General features: G+C 28.5%; 16 protein-coding genes. 15 read left to right on the forward strand and 1 reads right to left on the reverse strand.

Going from position 1 to position 15,811, the window contains the following annotated elements; translation table 4 throughout:
- Positions 1 to 194: 194 nt before the first annotated feature.
- A complete protein-coding gene (locus AC0B4N_RS02070) occupies positions 195 to 2,732 on the forward strand; it encodes a hypothetical protein (protein ID WP_465102223.1) in 2,538 nt (845 codons plus the stop codon).
- 53 nt (positions 2,733 to 2,785) lie between these two features.
- Here the strand turns inward: AC0B4N_RS02070 and rbfA are convergent, their stop codons facing one another.
- Positions 2,786 to 3,130, reverse strand: a complete 345-nt coding sequence (gene rbfA, locus AC0B4N_RS02075; protein WP_465101392.1) for a 30S ribosome-binding factor RbfA — start codon at positions 3,128 to 3,130, stop codon at positions 2,786 to 2,788.
- 250 nt (positions 3,131 to 3,380) lie between these two features.
- Between rbfA and AC0B4N_RS02080 the strand changes: the two genes are divergently transcribed.
- From AC0B4N_RS02080 to AC0B4N_RS02145, 14 genes are all read left to right on the forward strand, one after another.
- Positions 3,381 to 4,565, forward strand: coding sequence for an IS30 family transposase (locus AC0B4N_RS02080; protein WP_465102224.1), 1,185 nt, complete (start codon positions 3,381 to 3,383; stop codon positions 4,563 to 4,565).
- A gap of 151 nt (positions 4,566 to 4,716) precedes the next feature.
- Positions 4,717 to 5,445 carry an IS30 family transposase gene (locus AC0B4N_RS02085; protein WP_465102225.1) on the forward strand — a complete coding sequence of 243 codons (729 nt, stop codon included), beginning with the start codon at positions 4,717 to 4,719 and terminating at the stop codon, positions 5,443 to 5,445.
- A 570-nt stretch (positions 5,446 to 6,015) separates the two neighbouring features.
- Entirely contained in the window at positions 6,016 to 6,153 is a 138-nt protein-coding gene (locus AC0B4N_RS02090) for a hypothetical protein (protein ID WP_465102226.1), read from the forward strand.
- Positions 6,125 to 6,898 (forward strand): F0F1 ATP synthase subunit A, encoded by a 774-nt coding sequence (locus AC0B4N_RS02095; protein ID WP_465102227.1) that lies wholly within the window; start codon positions 6,125 to 6,127, stop codon positions 6,896 to 6,898. The genes AC0B4N_RS02090 and AC0B4N_RS02095 overlap by 29 nt, the downstream gene beginning before the upstream one ends.
- A 9-nt stretch (positions 6,899 to 6,907) precedes the next feature.
- Complete coding sequence (gene atpE / locus AC0B4N_RS02100; RefSeq protein WP_465102228.1) at positions 6,908 to 7,213, forward strand: ATP synthase F0 subunit C; 306 nt, start codon at positions 6,908 to 6,910, stop codon at positions 7,211 to 7,213.
- An 11-nt stretch (positions 7,214 to 7,224) separates the two neighbouring features.
- A complete protein-coding gene (atpF, locus tag AC0B4N_RS02105) occupies positions 7,225 to 7,797 on the forward strand; it encodes a F0F1 ATP synthase subunit B (RefSeq protein WP_465102229.1) in 573 nt (190 codons plus the stop codon).
- Complete coding sequence (atpH, locus tag AC0B4N_RS02110) at positions 7,797 to 8,345, forward strand: ATP synthase F1 subunit delta (protein ID WP_465102230.1); 549 nt, start codon at positions 7,797 to 7,799, stop codon at positions 8,343 to 8,345. Before atpF ends, atpH begins: the two co-directional genes overlap by 1 nt.
- A complete protein-coding gene (gene atpA / locus AC0B4N_RS02115; protein ID WP_465102231.1) occupies positions 8,345 to 9,928 on the forward strand; it encodes a F0F1 ATP synthase subunit alpha in 1,584 nt (527 codons plus the stop codon). Before atpH ends, atpA begins: the two co-directional genes overlap by 1 nt.
- On the forward strand, positions 9,921 to 10,775 hold the full coding sequence (gene atpG / locus AC0B4N_RS02120) for an ATP synthase F1 subunit gamma (RefSeq protein WP_465102232.1): 855 nt from the start codon (positions 9,921 to 9,923) through the stop codon (positions 10,773 to 10,775). Before atpA ends, atpG begins: the two co-directional genes overlap by 8 nt.
- Before the next feature lie 14 nt (positions 10,776 to 10,789).
- Complete coding sequence (gene atpD / locus AC0B4N_RS02125) at positions 10,790 to 12,193, forward strand: F0F1 ATP synthase subunit beta (RefSeq protein ID WP_465102233.1); 1,404 nt, start codon at positions 10,790 to 10,792, stop codon at positions 12,191 to 12,193.
- The gene (locus AC0B4N_RS02130) at positions 12,194 to 12,604 is read left to right on the forward strand and encodes a F0F1 ATP synthase subunit delta/epsilon (protein ID WP_465101401.1); all 411 of its coding nucleotides are present in this window, start codon (positions 12,194 to 12,196) and stop codon (positions 12,602 to 12,604) included.
- Positions 12,605 to 12,627: 23 nt separating this feature from the next.
- Entirely contained in the window at positions 12,628 to 13,281 is a 654-nt protein-coding gene (locus tag AC0B4N_RS02135) for a LemA family protein (RefSeq protein ID WP_465102234.1), read from the forward strand.
- A 72-nt stretch (positions 13,282 to 13,353) separates the two neighbouring features.
- Positions 13,354 to 15,420: an Mbov_0121 family peptidase domain-containing ABC transporter gene (locus AC0B4N_RS02140; protein WP_465102235.1), complete on the forward strand. Its 2,067-nt coding sequence runs from the start codon at positions 13,354 to 13,356 to the stop codon at positions 15,418 to 15,420.
- Positions 15,407 to 15,808: an MAG1140 family protein gene (locus tag AC0B4N_RS02145; protein WP_465102236.1), complete on the forward strand. Its 402-nt coding sequence runs from the start codon at positions 15,407 to 15,409 to the stop codon at positions 15,806 to 15,808. Before AC0B4N_RS02140 ends, AC0B4N_RS02145 begins: the two co-directional genes overlap by 14 nt.
- Positions 15,809 to 15,811 lie beyond the last annotated feature (3 nt).

Consider the following 15,811-nt stretch of genomic DNA (forward strand, 5'->3'; position numbering starts at 1 on the left):
TCAAGGTATTTTTAAAAACTTTCAATTATAATCTAGATAGGTTTGTTTTCCAAATAAATAATAAAATTAATATGGTATATTCTGGAAAATTGCCACAATGCTGAACAAATATTTTTTATTCCATTTTTTCTAAGTTTTTATTTCTTTTGTTTTAAGTTTGAAACTATACTTATTTAAACGGGAGGAATGAAACAATGAAAAAGCACTTTTTAAAGTTAACCTTAGCACTTGCGCCAATTGGTTTTGTTGTAAGTTGTAATAGCGTAACAAATATAGATAGAAAACTTAAAGATGATCAAAATGATTCTGAAAATACTACTCAAAACATCCAAAACGAGTTAGACAAATATGGGAAAGATAATCGTAATTTATTTACCTTAAGTGATAATAATCTTTTATCACAGGTGGTATCAAACCAACAAAAATTATTTTATAGTACATACCAAAAATCTATCATTGCATGAGATAAAGATCAAGAGTTTGATTGGGCTGATGTAGATTACGAAACCACAACCGTTTTTAGAGCTAATAATCCAAATAACAACTATTTTATTGTAAATCATAGAAATCAAACTGAACCCAATTATCTAATTACTTATGAAATTAAGGATGATAAATTAATAATTTACTATAAATATGCAACAAAAGATGGAGACAAATTTATTTATTCAAAAGAAGTTTTTAGTCAAATTTTTGAATTTAAAACAACCCAAACTAAACAAGAAAATACAACACCTAAAAATAATAGTAGCGAAAATTCTAGTGATAAATCACCAGAACCAAAAAATAATCAAGACAATCAAACAGAAAACAAAAACGCAGTTGAATCAGAAGATTCAACTGCACATGAATTACTAGTTTTAAATGATATGGGTGGAAATATTGGTGATGTATTTGATAATATGATCGAAGGGTATATAAAAAACACTAAAAACAAAGAAAAAAACCAAAATAAAAAAGAAATTCAATTAAAATGATACGGAAAAAACCAAAGCCGTTCTAAACCTTATTTATCATTTGATAATTCAAATGAGAAATATGCCTTATTTTATGTTAAAGAAGGTAAGACAACAGGATGAGAAAACGGTTATATTGTAAATGCAACTTTTAATGAAGAAACAAGATCATTAATATTAACATACCAAATGGGTGATAAAAACTATACAAGAGAATTTATTATTCCAAAACGTCAAAAACCTAAGCAACCTAAGGATCAAAATAAAGACCGCCAACTGGATAATAAAACGCCAGCACCAAAAGATGATAACAAAAATAATAGTAAAGATAAAACAGAACCGCCAATTCAAAAAGAAGATGAAGCTACTGATTCTAGAGAAACTAACGAAAACCGTGAAAATACTGGTCAAGGTTTAGATGGTAAAAATAAAGGTACCATTGATTCAAAAAATAACGAGCAAACTAACCAAGGAATATTGTTTTTAAACAACAAGGATCAAAACTTTGGTAAAATTTTTGATGATATGTTAGCTCAATATAAGTCAAAAAGTTCAAACAAAACAAAATTTGAGCAAGATAAAATTATTACCTTGCAATGGTATACTGTTACAACAAAAAGGCGAATACCATTCCTTTCTATTACTGCTTCAAGAGGTAAAAATGGTGTTTTATATGTAAAAGAAGGAGTTGTAGCACCTTGGAAAAAAGATCAAAAAATTCCATCAATATATGATGAAACAACTAGAATTTTAACAATAACATATCGCATTGGTGATCAAGAAATCACACAAAATTTTGAAATTCCAAATAATACAGAATTTTCTGATAATGCATTAACTAGTGAAGATAAATCTAAAAAAGCCGATGAAACACAACTTATACCACCCATTAGCGGAGAATCTGATATACAAGAAGATGGTTCGACAAAAACAAATGAAGGAGAAACTAAAAAGAATAAATTAAGTGAGAATTCTGAAACAACTGATAATAAAGAGAAAAATAATGCACAACAAGAAGTCCAAACTCCTGGCACTCAAGACTCAACTGGAAGCACCGATAATTCTGATGCATCAAATGGTAGTGAACAAGCAAACTCTGAAACTAGCAAAACTAATCAAGGCAATTTTGGTTCTGGATCTACAAGTGAAGCTACACCAGATACATCAACACAAACAGAACAAGATTCTGTAGGATCTAGCACAGGCGGCTCAGCTTCACAATCTGACAGCACAAGCACAAACAATCAAACTAGTTCAACCCGTTCAAATAGTGCAACAACTAGTGAATCTACGGAAAAACAAGACGGGCAATCATCAGGTGATACACAAAATATAAAAAACGAGGAAACGAATAAAGAATCAATCCCAGAAAACAAATCTTCTGATTCAAATACTAACCAAACAAATAATTTGGATTTATTAATTTTAAATACTGAAGAGAATTTTGGGAAAACATTTGATGATATGTTAAATACATATAAAGTAAAAACACAGTATAAACCGAAATATGAAAAAAACAAAGAGGTGCAATTACAATGATATAAAGGTAAGAAAAGCACTAAAAAATTCTTTTCAATTGCCAGCTCTGGGGGAACTAATGCTGTTTTTTATGTAAAAGATGGTAGCGAAGGAGAATTTGAAAAGAAATATACTAAAAATAGTAAAAAACTAATCGCTATTTATGATGAAGGAAACAGAACATTAACAGTTACTTATGAACATAATGGTCAAAGTCATACTCAAACAGTTACTATTCCTCATGCCAAGACAAATTAAAATATTTATTTCAATTCAATAAGAGAAAAGTTAACATTAAATGTTAACTTTTCTTAATTTTTATTTTCTTTTTTTAGTTCTTGTAATATTTTATCAATTTCACTACCAGTTTTAGAAACCGTATCTAAATAAAACCTTACCTCTGGCACTTTTCTTCAGTCTAATGTTTGAGATAACAATTTGCGAACGTAACCAGAAGCATTATTTAGGGCAATAATTCCTTTTTGCTCGCTTTTTGCTAAAGTTACAAATACTTTAACAAGACCTAGATCTGAGGATAATTTTGCTTCCATAACTACTGGATCATAAATATTTACATTATCTAAATCATATGCAAGAATACTTGCAATTAGTTGTTGTATTTGATTTTCTTTTTTTCTTAAATTAACTAGATTCATAAAAATATTATACATGTATTTAAGATTATAGTATTAAAATAGTAACAGGGAATTAACTTACTTATAAAAATTACCTATTTTAAAGTTGATTTTTAGTGTTAAATTATTAATTAATTTTATTATTAAAAAAATTATTAATTGGAAATGTCACATGCAAGTTTTTTTGCATGTGACATTGTTTTTGTCTGCCTTGTAATAAAATAGTTGTATTAATAAATTTTAAAAAAATGAAAGGAGACTTTAAAATTATATGAAAAATTTAGAAAAATATATTTGTGTTTTTGACAAATATCGAAAAGAAAATAAATATCAACATTTTAAAATCGAAGAGAATCATAATACTATCTTGAAAATGCAAGGAGCTCTTGGGACACAACGAAAATTACGATCAGATCAAATCGATCTAGAACAACTTTATAATATTTTACAAGAACTTTCTGAAGGCTTCTCAATCCAAGAAGTAGCCAAAATTTTTAACAGAGACATTCGAAGTATAAAAAGTAAAATCCAAATTATTACAAATCGCAGACCACTTAGTTTAGATAAACACAATCGCTATGTTTGTCCTAAGTGTTCAAAAAGAGTAATGCGGGTTAAAACCCTTAATTTCACCAAGCTATACGAACATTTATTAGGCTATTCATTTTCACGACTCTTTTTTGTAAGTGATGCAATTAAAGACAAATGAAAGGCCTACAGAAAATATTGGTATAGTGAACTTAATACATACAATAAAAATAGAAATAAAAAGAATTTGCAGCAAAAAGAAGTTAAGAAATCAGTTACCTATCTTGTTAATTCTTTTAAAAAATTATCCCCTGATGAATTTGCTCCTTCACCTAGTACAATTTATAAAATAATCAAAAAATACCCTTATTTCCTTGATTTTGACCATATTGTTAAAAAATCTGAAGGTAAATATGGCATAAGGAACAAGAAGCAAACCAAACCTAAAACATTAAAATATGCTACAGAAATTTCGAAACGTCCAGCTTATATTAATGATCGCTCTGAACACGGCCATTTTGAATTAGACACCGTTATTGGTAAAATCAATGATACATATTGTATTGTGACGATAATTGAACGGCAAACCAGAATGTCTTATGCTATGCTCTCAAAACGTAACTCCACAGCTATAAAACAAACTCTTGTCAAACTAATCAAGAAACATAACTTAGACATTAAAACTTTAACTGTTGACAATGGTAGTGAAAATGTCTTATTGCACCAGGTAATTCCAACTGAAAGATTATTTAAATGCCAACCATATAGTTCATGACAAAAAGGTTCAATAGAAAATATGCACCGCTTAATTAGGTATTACATTCCCAAAGGAAAAAGCTTAGATAAATACTCTCAGCAAGAAATTGATTATATGATGGAAAAAATAAATAACTATCGACAAGTTGTCCGGAAATATAAGATAATCTAAAATTTTTTTAATCCCCCGCCTTTGATTGCAATCAAAGGGGCCTTACTTTTGACAAAAGTAAGCAAAACCGACGAGAAAACACTGCCGTGTTTTCTGTTTTCTCATACATTTTTTTATCTAAAAATTATGTTAAAATTAAAACGCAATTATTTTGTTAATATCTCGCAAGTGACTTTTCCAAAAAACAAACAAAAAGAATTTGCAGCAAAAAGAAGTTAAGAAATCAGTTACCTATCTTGTTAATTCTTTTAAAAAATTCTCCCCTGATGAATTTGCTCCTTCAGCTAGTACAATTTATAAAATAATTAAAAAATACCCTTATTTCCTTGATTTTGACCATATTGTTAAAAAATCTGAAGGCAAATATGGCATAAGCAACAAGAAGCAAACTAAACCTAAAACATTAAAATATGCTACAGAAATTTCAAAACGTCCAGCTTATATTAATGATCGCACTGAACACGGCCATTTTGAATTAGACACCGTTATTGGTAAAATCAATGATACCTATTGTATTGTGACCATGATCGAACGGCAAACCAGAATGTCTTATGCTATGCTTTCAAAACGCAACTCCAAAGCTATAAAACAAACTCTTCTAAAACTAATCAAGAAACATAACTTAGAGATTAAAACTTTAACAGTTGATAATGGTAGTGAAAATGTCTTATTGCACCAGGTCATTCCAACTGAAAGATTATTTAAATGCCAACCATATAGTTCATGACAAAAAGGTTCAATAGAAAATATGCACCGCTTAATTAGGTATTACATTCCCAAAGGAAAAAGTCTAGATAAATACTCTCAGCAAGAAATTGATTATATGATGGATAAAATAAATAACTATCGGCAAGTTGTACGGCAATATAAGATAACCTAAGAAATTTTTAATCCCCCGCCTTTGATTGCAATCAAAGGGGCCTTACTTTTGGCAAAAGTAAGCAAAACTAACGAGAAAACACTGCCGTGTTTTCTGTTTTCGCATACATTTTTTATGTAAAATTTATGTTAAAATTAAAACGCAATTATTTTGTTAATATCTCGCAAGTGACTTTTCCAAAAAACAATATTAAAAAAATATAAATTTGTTATTATGTAATTATTAAAAAGTATTAAAATTATAGGAGCAAAGCACATTATGAGTAAAAGCATGATTCAATTTTGAAATAAATTTGAATTCATCTTTTGAATTCTATTTCTATTTCTTGGTTTTGTATTTAGTATCATAGAATTTTTTAAAATTAACCTTACATTAGGGTTTATCCTCGGATCATTAGTATCTTATTTATTATTTAAGATAACAGCTTTAATTTATACATCATTATTTTTACAGAGAAGAAAGATTTACTATTTTCTTTTACCCTTAAAAATGTTGTTTTTTTTTAGTTTATTATTTTTAATGATTTATTTGATGAAATTGATAAACCAAATTCATTTAGGAGATACAAACATGCATTGAGCTCATGGACGTATTAATTTATTTAGTTTTATATCATGTTTATCATTAAGTGCAATTGCTATTATAGTGCATGTAATTTTAATTAAAAGAAAGGTGACGAATGGAAAACATCAAAAATTCATTATTTAATTGACGTCAACCGCAGTTAGTTTCATTGTTTGTAACTGTCATAATTGTTCTAATTTTGTCAGTTTGAATCTATATAAAAGTTAAAAAGACAAATCCACAAAAAGCTTCTAAAGGCATAGTTTTAATTGCTGAAGCTTACGTGGGTTCAATTGAGAAAACTTATGAGGCTGTTGCTGGCCCTGGAGATAATTTAAAAATTGCAAGATTTTACATCTTAAGTTTAGGAACTTTTTTATTAATAGGGAATGGTGTTGTTGTCTTTGGACTAGAACCAATTGTTACCTCATTTTCTGTTCCATTTTCTTTAGCTATTTTAACATGGTTTGGGGTTCTTATTATTGGAACTATTTATAGTAAATGAAAATTTTATGCAAAATTATTAATTCCAACTGAATTAATTGGTAAGTTATCTATCTTAGTTTCATTAAGTTTTCGGATCTATGGAAATATTATTGGTGGTGCTGCTATTTTAGCCATGTCCTATGTTTCTGGCGGAATTATGTGACAAAAAGTTTTTTCAGTTGGATATGGACAAGAATTATATTTCTTTTCACTTATTATTACACCATTCTTTCATTTTTATTTTGATATTTTTGGTTCTACGCTACAGGCATTTATTTTTGCTTTATTAACCTCAGTTTATTGAGTGTCTGAAGCAAGTGATATTAAACCAAAAAAACAAACTACAAGTAGAAAATTATCTTTTAGGGATTGAACTAGAAGAAAAACAGAAGCAATTTATTAGGAGATTATTATGTTAGAAGTAACAACTTTATTACAAGAGGCAACTCAAAGTGCAACACAAGTTGCAAATAATAATGCATCAACTTCAAGTGTTAGTGCTGGATTATTAGGTGTTGGTGCAGGTATTGCTGCAATTGGTTGCTTAGGTGCTGGAATTGGCCAAGGATATGCAGCAGGAAAAGCTTGTGAAGCTGTTGGTCGTAACCCTGAGGCTGAATCTAAAATTAGATTGATGCTTATTATAGGCGCTGGTATTGCCGAGACAACTGCAATTTATTCTTTATTAATTGCCTTAATTATTTTATTTACTAAATAGTTGGTTAAATAATGGTTTATTATAGTGAAGCACAACAATCAGCAAGTGTAAATGAACAATTTGGAACTAGATTTAAAGACCTTTTTGCAGGTCTCTTTCCAAGTATACCCTTAATGATTGCGACAATTCTTGCTTTTATAATTGTATGTAGTTTACTTTTTTATTTAGTTTATAAACCAATTAAGAAATTAATGAAAGAACGTGAACAATTTATTCAAAGTAATATTGATGATTCAATACAACAAAAACAAGAAAGCATTTTAAAACTTAATGAAGCCAATCAAAGTTTAAAAAATGCACATATTCAAGCAGAACAAATCATTTCTAAAGCAAAAATTAAAGCTGAAAAAACAGCTGAAGTATATTTAAATAGTGCTAAGACTGAGTCAAAACGATTATTAGAGGAAACAAATATTGATATTGAAAACCAAAAGAAACAATTCGACTTTAATTCACGTAGGTATGTTGTAGAAATTGCAACTGAGTTAGCCGAAAAAATTCTCAAAAGAGAAATCACACAAACTACACAAGATCAAATTATTAATCAATATTTAAATACTGATAAAGATGTTGAGGAACTATAATGTTTCGTAAAACTCATACATCTGCATATGCTATTGCCATTTTTGATTTAGTTTTAGAAGATGATAGATTTGTAGAACTCGAACCATATTTTGAATTACTTAAAGAATTCTTAAATCAAAATCCTGAATTTATTGATTATTTAAAAAATGATGGTGTTCCAGAAACTGAACGTTTAAAAACAATTGATTTAGCTTTTGCTGGTTTTAATTGAATAATTCTTAATTCTCTAAAAGTAATCGTACAACGGAAAGCTGTCAATATTTTAAAAAATATTATTATAGAATATTTAAAACTATCAAACCATCATTTAAAAATAAGGTATATTGATGTTATTTCGGCCTTTCCTTTAAATAATGAACAATTACAAGAAATTAAGGAAAAATTACAAAAAACCACGAGGCGTGCAATAAAAATTACAAACCATATTGATAAAAGCTTAATCAGTGGTTTTAAAATTGTATCGCGCACTGAGGTTTTAGAACTTAACTATAAAAGAGAATTACAAAAACTAAAAAATCAAATTATTTGAAATAGAGAGGAGGTATAATGCCTCTTAAATTAGATGAAATTTCACAAATTATTAAAGAGCGTATTAAAAACTTAGGATCAAAAGTTGATCGTTCTGAAGTCGGACGTGTTGTTTCAGTTGGTGATGGAATTGCAATAGTTTCTGGACTAGAAAAAGTCAGGTATTCTGAATTAGTACGTTTTGGCAATGGTATTTATGGTCTGGCTTTAAATTTAGAGGATGAAACTGTGGGGATTGCTTTATTAGGTGATGCTTATTCTGTATCTGAAGGTGATGTTGTATCCCGTACAGGTCAAGTCATTTCTGTTCCAGTTGGGGACCAAATGCTGAGCCGTGTTATTGATGCATTAGGTATGCCTTTAGATGGTAAAGCACCAATTAACAACAACCACACTTCTGAAATATTTAAAACTGCTTCAGGAGTTATGACGCGTAAAGAAGTAAATCAACCTTTAGAAACTGGTATTTTAGCAATTGATGCTATGATTCCAATTGGCAAAGGACAACGTGAATTAATTATTGGTGATCGCCAAACAGGTAAAACCTCAATTGCAATTGACACAATTATTAATCAAAAAGGTAAAAATGTAAAATGTGTATATGTTGCAATCGGACAAAAGAATTCGACTGTTGCACAAATTGTACAGAAACTTTCTGATGCAGGCGCCTTAGAATATACAACAATAGTTGTTGCTGGTGCTAGTGAATTAGCTCCAAAACAATATATTGCACCATATACGGGAGCAACCATTGCTGAAGAATGAATGAAGCAAGGACAAGACGTTTTAATCGTGTATGACGATTTATCTAAACATGCGATTGCTTATCGTACTTTATCATTATTATTACGCCGCCCACCTGGACGCGAGGCCTACCCTGGGGACGTTTTTTACTTGCATTCACAACTTTTAGAAAGAGCTGCTCGCTTAAACTCACAATATGGCGGAGGTTCAATAACTGCATTGCCAATTATAGAAACTCAGCAAGGGGATATAAGTGCATATATACCTACAAATGTTATTTCGATTACTGATGGACAAATTTTTACTAAAGAATCGTTATTCAATGCAGGTCAGCGCCCTGCTGTTGATATTGGATTTTCAGTCTCTAGGGTTGGATCTGCTGCTCAAACTAAGGCAATGAAACAAGTTGTTGGTTCTTTAAAACTAGAACTAGCTCAATATAATGAAATGCAAGCATTTGCTCAATTTGGTTCTGGTTTAGATAATTCAACTAAATCAATTTTAGATCATGGTGCAAAAGTATACCGCCTTTTAAAACAAGATCAATACTTTTTGTTGCCCTCTTATATTCAAGTAATATTATTAATTGGGGTTAAAGAACGTATCATTAACCCTCTACCTTTTGATAAAATAACATCATATCGTGATAATGTAATTGATTGAGTTACCCATGATCAAAGCGGAATTGATATTGCTAATGATATTTTAACAACTGGCATCTTATCACAGGAAACATATGCAGCTATTGAACAAAATTTAGTTCGTATTGTGAAAGCAATTATTTCAATTATTCCAAACTATGATGAAAAACAATTTGAATCATTGCCCAAAAAATATATAGGTACAAATAATGCCTAACTTAAATGGATTAAAAAACCGTATTAATGTTATAAAAAGTACAGAAAAAATCACTAATGCTATGGAGCTAGTGTCAACTTCAAAATTACGTCGCCTTAGAAATGAATTTTTTAGTATAAATTCATACCAAACTACTTTAAAAAATATCTTTAATGATTTGATTAACAATGTTGATCCTCGTAAGCTGTATTCAATTTTTCCTAAAAATAGTGCACAAGGCAAATTATATATTGTTATTACAAGCGATTTAGGACTTTGTGGATCATATAATTACAATATTATTAATTTGCTTAAAGAACAAATTAAACCCGAAGATAAAATTATTGTGCTCGGAGATAAGGGGGTAGTTTTATTAAAAAATTCTAAATTAAAGGATCAAGTGATTAAGTTTATTGGTAATGTTGGGGATTCATTAAGTTATGATATAAGTTCAACAATTATTAAGGTTTCACTTGATTTGTATTTAGAAAATAAAGTTTCTGCTATAAATCTTTTATATACAGAATTTATCAATAATTTAGTACAAGAAGCACGAAATTTACAATTATTTCCATTTGTTATTGATAAAAAGAAGATTGGTTCAAAAATATCACAATTAATTGAGTTTGAACCAAATGCAGAAACTGTGCTTGTTAAATCAGTTCCACTGTTTTTAACTAGTACATTATATAATCATGGGTTTAGTTCAAAAATTTCTGAAATTGCATCGAGGCGTAATGCAATGGAAAATGCCACTAATAATGCTGGAGAATTAATTCAAAATCTGCAACTAGAATTTAATAGACAGCGTCAAAGTTTAATTACACAAGAAATTACTGAAATTGTTTCAGGAGCAGATGCTACTTAAAAAAAGGAGTTTTTATGGTTAGAAACGAAGGTACAATAGTTCAAATTTTAGGTCCTGTTGTTGATGTGAGATTCCAAGAAGGAAAGTTGCCAAAACTACTAAATGCACTTAAAACAGAATTTGAAGGCAAAGTATATACCTTTGAAGTAGCTCAGCATATTGGCGATGAAACTGCTCGTACTATCGCAATGTGTGATATTAATGGATTACAAAGAGGTTTAACTGTTTTAGATACTGGAATGCCAATTCAAGTACCAGTTGGTGAAAAAGTTTTAGGAAGAATGTTTGATGTACTTGGAAATCCAATTGATGATTTACCACTTGATAATGATGTTCCAAAATCATCAATCCATGCAACTCCACCAAGTTACGAAGAACAAAAAACATCTTCGGAAATTTTGGAAACTGGTATTAAAGTTATTGACTTATTAATTCCGTATGTAAAAGGTGGAAAAATTGGTCTTTTTGGAGGAGCAGGAGTTGGAAAAACTGTTTTAGTACAAGAACTTATTAATAATATATCTACACAACATAATGGACTTTCTGTTTTCGCGGGTGTTGGCGAAAGAACCCGTGAAGGCAATGATTTATACCATGAAATGAAACATGCTGAAGTTTTAGATAAAACAGCTTTAGTTTTTGGACAAATGAATGAATCGCCTGGCGCTAGAATGCGTGTTGCACTTAGTGGTTTAACTATGGCAGAATATTTTAGAGATAAACGAAATCAAGATGTTTTATTATTTATTGATAATATTTTTAGATTTACCCAAGCCGGTTCGGAAGTATCAGCTTTACTTGGAAGAATGCCTTCTGCTGTTGGTTACCAACCTACTTTAGCAACTGAAATGGGTGCTTTGCAAGAAAGAATTACTTCAACACATCGTGGTTCAATTACATCTGTACAAGCTGTTTATGTTCCAGCAGATGATTTAACTGACCCAGCACCTGCTACGACCTTTACTCACTTAGATGCCAAAACAGTTTTAGATCGTACGATTGCATCATTAGGGATTTATCCTGCCATTGACCCACTAAATTCTTCATCTCGTTTACTGGATCCTTTAATTGTTGGATTAGAACATTATGAAGTATCACAAGGTGTTGTTTCAATCTTACAAAGATTTAAAGAGTTACAAGATATTATTGCTATTTTAGGAATGGGTGAACTTAGCGAAGAAGATAAAGCAATAGTTGCTAGAGCACGTAGAATTCGTAATTTCTTATCTCAACCTTTTACAGTTGCTGAAAAATTCTCTGGTATTAAAGGGGTTTACGTTCCTTTATCAGATACCATTAGAAGTTTTAAAATGATCTTATCGGGTGATTTTGATGATTATCCTGAAGAATTATTTAGATATGCTGGTAGCATTGACGATGTAATTTCTAGATATCAAAAAACACTAGAAACAAAATAAATGGCTCAAACATATTTAAAAATTACTGTTCCAAGTGGTATATATTATGAGGGTTGGACAGATATAGTGACATTAAAAACTTCATCAGGTTATATCGGACTGCAAGCAAATAAATCACCTTTATTTTCAAATATAGAAATAGGCACTTTAACAATTGGGTGGGAATCTAATGAAAATTCAGAAAAATATTATATTGGTGGTGGGCTAGTTTACGCTAATGGTTCGAAAATTGATATTATAACTGACGATATTTTAAAATTATCAGAAATTGACCTTGAAAAACAATTAGCCGAAAAAGAAGCTTTAGAAAAGCGTATTGCCCAAGGCAACCAAGATACTTCTGATATTAGTAAATTAGAAACAAAATTAAAACGTACATTATTTAAAATAAAAAGTTTGACAAATAATTAATTTATGTATAATTTATATTAATTATGGCAAATTTATATAATAATAGAGAAAACAAAAACCAAGAAGGTTTTAACCCATATGTAGATAATAGTGAGAAAGTTGCTCAATCTAGCACAGCTGCTAAAATTGCATTTTGAGTTTTAGGTTTATTAATTTTTTCAGCAATATATTTTTTAGTTAAAAGAAATGCATATTTAAAACAACAAAATTACATTAATGAATCAGCATCAACAATTGATGTTCAACTTGCTAAAAGATCTGATACATTAGTTAAGTTATATGATGTAGTACAATCACACAAACAATTTGAAAAAGATACTTTTTCTGAAATTGCTCGTTTAAGAACTTTCAGATCATCAAGTAATCTAACAAGTGCACAAAGAACTGAATTAGAAGGTCTAAATAACTCAGTATTTGGTAGATTAATGGCTGTTTCTGAAAACTACCCAGAACTTAAGGCTTCTGAATCTTACAAAACATTAACTGAACAAATTGTTTACCTTGAAAGAGAAGTTGCTGCTGCTCGTAGATTATACAATACTAATGTTACACAATTTAATGCATCAATTTTTGCATGACCTGGTAGTGTTGTTGCTGCTACACTAGGACTTTCTACATTTGGACTATTTGCTGCATCTACTCAACAAAGACAAGATGTTTCAATGAAAGGATTATAATGTAAAACCAAACCATTTTAAAGGTTTGGTTTTTTATTTGTCTTTTTTACTAATATTTTTATTAGTAAATATATGTTTAAAGATAAAAAACAAATTTCGCCATGAGATTGCTCTTTATATGTATTTCGCGAGTATTTAAGTTATAAAAAATATGAAGATATTCCCCTTGACGAATTAAAATTTAAAGCAAAATATAATCAAGAAGGAATTAGTTTAAACAATTATAATATGTTGCTTAAAGAATTTGGTTATAGCATTAATGCTTATAAAGCAAGCATCGAAGAAATTAGTAAACTTTCCAGCAATGAATTACCATTTGGAGCTATTATAAGTTCTGGTAATTATAACCATATGATTTTGATTAATAAAATAGATGCAAAATATATAACTTATTATGATCCAGGACTTGGAACTAAAACTAAAATTTCCACTGCAGAATTTGCTGATCTAACAAAAGGTATATATATTGAATTTCTTAAAGATACTACTTTGGTTAATCATACAGGTGTAACTATAAAAGAACAAGGTAATAATAAAGATACCAATTATAGTTTGTTTTTACTTTCCAAGACAAAAATAATATTACTATTTGTATTATTATTTGAATTGGGTATTTACATCCTCGTTCCTTGAATTAATAAACGGATTTTAAATATTATTATTCCATATAAGTTAAAAGATGAAGTTATAATTATTGCATTATTAATTTTTATAAGTTTTTTATTTATTTATTTAATCCAAACTTTAAGTTACCAAATTAGGCGTAACTATTTTTATAACTATTCATATCAGCAACTTTTTGCTACTTTAGAAAAATTTTCTAAAGAAAATTATGGCATGCTCAATATTATGCCTAATGTTGAGATTAAAACAAGGCTTGGCAACCTTTTTTATATTCTCAATATTCAAGAAGTTTTCTTGCCTAATTTTATCGTCAATTGTGTCGGTTTTTGTGTGTCATTGCTAATATTACGAAATATCAATTTAGTTTTATTATTAATTTTATGTTGTTTTGGTATTTTAATTTTAGTTATTAGCTATTTTAAAAAAATAATTTATGAAAAAAATTATTTAAAAATTCAAGGTAATTCATATCATTTAGAAACCAAATTAGATAATTATTTAAAATCATTAAAAGAAGCACAAGAAGATTATTTAACTAAGAGAATTTTATTCGATTGACAAACAAATTCAAAAACTTTTAAAGATAAATCACTTAGTTTTGAAATTCACAACAACAATCTTAATAGTTTTCAAAATATCATTGAAATGTCCTTGCATCTTTTTATAAGTATAATAGGGGTTTATGAAATTTGGAATCAAAGAATGGAATACTCTAACTTTATTTATTTTTTAACATCAATTAATTTATTTATCCGACCGATTAAAGGGTTTTTTCAAAGTTTTGATTCTTATATTGAATATTCTCAAAAAATTAAAACAATTGATATATTTGATAAAAATACCAAAAATCAATTAACTATTCCGAAATTTAATGAAACAATTAAGTCATTACAACTTACATATGCTGAATTTAAGTATCAAGATTTATTACCTACAATTGTGAATATTGATCGTTTAATCTTGCAAGATAAAGTTAAAATTATTGGAAAAAATGGTAAGGGTAAAAGCACCATTGCAAAACTTCTAGCAGGACTATTACCCCTTAATAAAGGGGAAATATTTGTGAATGAAAAAATTTCATACTTGTTTTTTAATGAACGTTTAAAAGAGCAAATTTTATATTTAAATTCTGAGCGTAGCGATCTTCATTTATCTGTGAAAGATTATTTAATAATTAATGACAAAAACTCATTTATTGATTTGCTAAAAAATAGTAATTTAGATATTATTCTAAAAAGTGTTAATTTGGATTTAAGCTGTTTTTTAGACAAGCAGGTTAACAGTTTGTCAAAAGGACAATTGGCATTTATTAAGTTGCTTAAATTATTTTTACGTGATTATGATGTAATTATTTTTGATGAAGCTTTTGAAAATTTAAGTATTAATACTTATAATGACTTAAAAAATCGTTTAAATAGTTTACTATCAAACAAATTAGTTATTGAAATTAGTCATAGTAGTCGGTATATTTTTGATGGAAATAGTAATGAGGTAAATTTAGATGAACTTGTTTAAGAAATATTCTTTAAGTATTTTCCTGCTTTGCTTAATTTTTGCTATTTTTATATTTTTACTTTATAAAATTAGTTTTTTAAAAACTTATGAATATTATAACGTGCATATTCATAAGTTAAAAAACGAATTATATATTCAAAATATTTCGTATGAAAAACTAAGTGAAAATAATTTTTTATTTAATGCTAATATAAATAATTCAATTCAAAAATTTGATCTAATTGTACAAGATAAATTAACTGATGAAGGTATTTTAATAGATAGTGAAGAATTAAAGAAATTTTTAGAATCAAATAATATTTATACAATTCAAGGTTATATTTCAATTGAGAAAGAAACGATAAGCCAAGTTATTATTGTTTATTTGAGAAACATTTTGCCAATCTAATGA

Source organism: Mycoplasma sp. 13536, assembly GCF_055523495.1.